The organism is Microcystis sp. M53603_WE2 (assembly GCF_030065435.1).
This window is the reverse complement of sequence record NZ_JASJFF010000994.1, coordinates 1-3,608: the sequence shown is the minus strand read 5'-3', so window position 1 is coordinate 3,608 and position 3,608 is coordinate 1. Positions and strand designations below refer to the sequence as shown.

Genomic DNA, 3,608 nt, shown 5'->3' with positions numbered 1-3,608 from the left:
CTCTCGATGGGAAGAAGCATATCCTTAGTTAAAGCAGATTTTCTTCCTCAGTGCAACCTAAGTCGATGCTTTCTCACGAGTGCGGGTTCATTTTCTAGGTTGACTTCGGCTTCCTTACCAGCATTTATTGAGATGTTGCAAAACTATCAAACCATCAATTAATGGTTTCCATCATCCTAAGACCGTTTTTTTCTACCGTCAATAGGATATAAAATATGCTTATTTTTATTTTTTTTTTATTTTTTTTTCATCAGGTTTATTCATGAATCAGAGAAAATCAAATTAAATTCGGTGCGGTTAAACCTTGATTTCTCCTACCAGCCACCTGATTAACTTGACTCAGAGTCAAGAAAACGGGTTTCTTAAAGAAACCCGTTTTCTCGATCCTATAGTCACATATTTCTTAACATAAAATTTGACAAAAAGAGAAAAGTATTAATTCCAGCAATTCTTTATAATTCTCTAGATGACTGGGAAAACCCGAACCCTAGAGTGATAGAGAAAAGAATTGAGGAATTCAAAAGGCGAACTCGGAGTTAATTGATGAAGTGCGATCGCTTTCTTATCGGGTGCATTATACTTTGTTAATGCACCTTATTTGTTGTCTATAATTTAAAAGATTGAGATAAGGGCAGTTTGTTGGGTTGATTTTGCGTTAAAATTAAGTTAGATATGTCTTAATTGATGAAACTTAGCAAGACAATGAATACTTCGACCACTTTTCAAGAAATCGCCGCCGAAATTCAATTATTTGATAATATTGAACAAAAAGAACAATTTATTTTTGTGGTGGGTGCTTTAGTTTCTCGCATCATCAGTCTTCATAAAGCCGCAGAAATCATGGAAATGGATACAGAAATGTTCTTGAAAATTTTAGAATTAATGGGAATCGATTTTTCTTATCTTACTACAGAAGACATAGATAGAGAAAAAAAATGGTAATCTCTATGAAAATTGTTTTCAATTCTTACCCTTTAATCTTTTTGTCTCAGTTAGGATTTTTAGAAAAATTACTAGATTCTAATGATAATTTTTATTTGCCTGCAACCGTACAACAAGAAATTAATGCCAAACAAGATCAATCTTCAGAGACTCTTAATAAGCTGATCAATCAACAGAAATTAATTATCCTAAATATTAAATTAATCTCTCTAGCAAATAGTTTAAATGAACGTTTAGGGAAAGGTGAATCTGATGCCATTACTTTAGGAATAGAATTACAAACTGATTATATCATCCTTGATGACTTTGCAGCAAGAAAAGAAGCACTACGCTTAGGCTTAAATGTTAAAGGAACTTTAGCGATTATTCGTAAACTTCTCAAAGAAGGAAAGATAGAAATTGAAAATTTGGAGATTTTTTATCAAAGACTTAGAGAAATTAACTTTAGAGTCAAGCGTGAGATATTTGAGAGCATTTTTGGAGACTGAGTGTGATACTGAAGGCACTGCGTAGCAGCACGCTTATTTTGTCGGCTGCATTAACAGAGTATAATGCGCCTTATTTCTTGTTATTGATGGATTCCCACCATAACTTTAAATCACTTTCATTAATCTTTTTTTGAAGATATTCAATCTGATCTGAATAGCTGAGATTTTTCATGTCTTCAGCCATTTTTTCTTGACTGGTTTGTTTAAAAGCTAAACAGTCAAAACTTTTTTTAATTGTCGTTGGCTTGATCAATTGTTACCTCTAAAGGAGAAATAATAGTCAAAATCCCGTAGCCATTGAGTAAATTAATTTGATTATAGCCTTTCATTTTATCTAGGCGCACAATATGTTTAAAATTCCATGATATGATTGCAGCCGCTCTAGCTATTGTAGCAGCCGCTACATGAGTAGCATCATTAATAGACTTTGATGTAACAACTCCTTCATTGATATAAGCATTCCTTAACTGTAAAACTTCAGCTGTTATCTTAACTACTTCAATAACTCTCTGCGGAATCGATAATAAAATATCTTTAACCGATTGGGGAGCATTAATTAATTTGCTAACAATGATATCACTCATTAACAAAATAAACTTTTCTTGCTTAATGGCTTCCATCAATTGATTGGACTCTAAGGAAAATTCATCATCTAAACAGCCTGCAATGACTGATGTATCGATATAAACTCTAAGTTTTTTCATAAATGATAGAAAAAGTTTTCTGATCTTAGTTTAACATCAAAAGTGCGATCGCTGCTCTTTTAGAGTGGATTAAGGTAGTGTAATGCACCTTATTGATAATAGAATTTTTGAAACCTAAAAGTCGAGGGCTTTGGTTTTAAGATTTATCAAGCTTAAAGTACAGTTAACATTAAGCTATAATAATCATTAGTCAACAACAATTATTACTATGTCTTTTGCAGCTAAATATCGAGATCGGATTGTGATTAACCCAGACATTCGCAGTAGCAAACCTTGCATTGTTAATACTCGTATTGCAGTAGCAGATATTTTTGATTATCTAGGAGGAGGGATGACTATTGAAGAAATATTAGATGATTTCCCCGATCTTACCTTAGAAGATATACAAGCCTGTTTTGCATTTGCCGCCGAGCGGGATCGTCGTTTAATGGTTATTCCCGATGAAACTGCTATTTGACGAAAACTTATCACCTAAACTACCTCTGTTACTGGTATCACATTTTCCCGATAGCGCTCATGTTAGAGATTGTAGCCTAAAAGGGTTTCCCGATCAAAGGATTTGGCAATATGCGCCTATCAATGGATTGATAATTGTCTCGAAAGATTCTGATTTTTATCAACGGAGTTTGTTGTATGGCCAACCTCCAAAGTTCATCTGGCTGAGGATTGGAAATTGTACCACTCATCATCTAATCAGTCTTATTTTAAAACATAAACAAGCTATTAAGAGATTTAGCGATAATTCTACCGAGTCCGTTTTAGTAATTGCATAATCATATATTATCCTCAGCGATCGCTTTTCTGATCGGGTGCATTAACAAAGTATAATGTGCCTTATTTATTGTCTATTGATAAAATGATCCAAAGACGTTAATTTAAAAGATTGAGGTAAGGCAGTTTGTTGGGTTGGTCTTGTGTTAAAATTAAGCTGGAGTAAATTCTAATCCCCGATGAAAATTTCAACGGAACAATCACCATGAACTTTTATACCGTTATTCTGAGAAAAAGTGCAGATTATTGGGTTTCATTATGTCTTGAAAATGGATTAGTTGGACAAGGAGAAACTCAGGAAAAAGCTATGGAGAAACTAAAAGAAGCGATTGAATCTTTTTGGGAGATTTATCATGATCAAGCCAATATATATACCAGTCCTATTCCTATAGACGAACTTCATGAATTTTTAACTGTGGGAGATTCTGAAACTCCCGAAACTTACGAACTCAGAAAAGTTTATGCCTAAAAATATTCCTTCTCTTAAACCCAAAGCACTAATCAAAATTCTTGAAAAAGGAGGCTGTCAATTTTATCGATAAGGAAAAGGTGATCAGGTGATCGGGAGCATCTCACTTATGCAATGAGTATTAATACTTATAGCAGTCAAAAACTAGAAAATCTTCAACTTGATCACAAAGAGAAATGAGATTATAATAGTTATAACTTACAATTCAGAATAGCTCTCGATGGGAGGAATAAT

General features: G+C 33.5%; 6 protein-coding genes and 1 pseudogene. 6 read left to right on the top strand and 1 reads right to left on the bottom strand.

The features are described 5' to 3' along the window. The first annotated feature begins 702 nt into the window (after positions 1 to 702). Both PX481_RS21020 and PX481_RS21015 read left to right on the top strand, forming a co-directional pair. Positions 703 to 942: a UPF0175 family protein gene (locus tag PX481_RS21020; protein ID WP_002736878.1), complete on the top strand. Its 240-nt coding sequence runs from the start codon at positions 703 to 705 to the stop codon at positions 940 to 942. A 5-nt stretch (positions 943 to 947) separates the two neighbouring features. Further along, on the top strand, positions 948 to 1,430 hold the full coding sequence (locus PX481_RS21015) for a PIN domain-containing protein (RefSeq protein WP_288026981.1): 483 nt from the start codon (positions 948 to 950) through the stop codon (positions 1,428 to 1,430). 230 nt (positions 1,431 to 1,660) lie between these two features. Here the strand turns inward: PX481_RS21015 and PX481_RS21010 are convergent, their stop codons facing one another. Next, a complete protein-coding gene (locus PX481_RS21010) occupies positions 1,661 to 2,134 on the bottom strand; it encodes a PIN domain-containing protein (protein WP_288026984.1) in 474 nt (157 codons plus the stop codon). A 208-nt stretch (positions 2,135 to 2,342) separates the two neighbouring features. Between PX481_RS21010 and PX481_RS21005 the strand changes: the two genes are divergently transcribed. The 4 genes and pseudogenes from PX481_RS21005 to PX481_RS29850 form a co-directional block, all read left to right on the top strand. Further along, a complete protein-coding gene (locus PX481_RS21005; protein ID WP_002757298.1) occupies positions 2,343 to 2,591 on the top strand; it encodes a DUF433 domain-containing protein in 249 nt (82 codons plus the stop codon). Next, a complete protein-coding gene (locus PX481_RS21000) occupies positions 2,575 to 2,907 on the top strand; it encodes a DUF5615 family PIN-like protein (RefSeq protein ID WP_043998855.1) in 333 nt (110 codons plus the stop codon). Before PX481_RS21005 ends, PX481_RS21000 begins: the two co-directional genes overlap by 17 nt. Before the next feature lie 203 nt (positions 2,908 to 3,110). Continuing rightward, complete coding sequence (locus PX481_RS20995) at positions 3,111 to 3,374, top strand: type II toxin-antitoxin system HicB family antitoxin (RefSeq protein WP_002757300.1); 264 nt, start codon at positions 3,111 to 3,113, stop codon at positions 3,372 to 3,374. Then, positions 3,367 to 3,444, top strand: a pseudogene (locus PX481_RS29850) (type II toxin-antitoxin system HicA family toxin); the annotation flags it as partial. The gene PX481_RS20995 and the pseudogene PX481_RS29850, both read left to right, overlap by 8 nt. Between the last annotated feature and the right edge of the window lie 164 nt (positions 3,445 to 3,608).

What these genes read in the sequence shown, in the direction of transcription:
- PX481_RS21020 (WP_002736878.1), top strand. Translation starts at nt 703, where the DNA reads ATGAATACTTCGACCACTTTTCAAGAAATCGCCGCCGAAATTCAATTA.
- PX481_RS21015 (WP_288026981.1), top strand. Translation starts at nt 948, where the DNA reads ATGAAAATTGTTTTCAATTCTTACCCTTTAATCTTTTTGTCTCAGTTA.
- PX481_RS21010 (WP_288026984.1), bottom strand. Translation starts at nt 2,134, where the DNA reads ATGAAAAAACTTAGAGTTTATATCGATACATCAGTCATTGCAGGCTGT.
- PX481_RS21005 (WP_002757298.1), top strand. Translation starts at nt 2,343, where the DNA reads ATGTCTTTTGCAGCTAAATATCGAGATCGGATTGTGATTAACCCAGAC.
- PX481_RS21000 (WP_043998855.1), top strand. Translation starts at nt 2,575, where the DNA reads ATGAAACTGCTATTTGACGAAAACTTATCACCTAAACTACCTCTGTTA.
- PX481_RS20995 (WP_002757300.1), top strand. Translation starts at nt 3,111, where the DNA reads ATGAACTTTTATACCGTTATTCTGAGAAAAAGTGCAGATTATTGGGTT.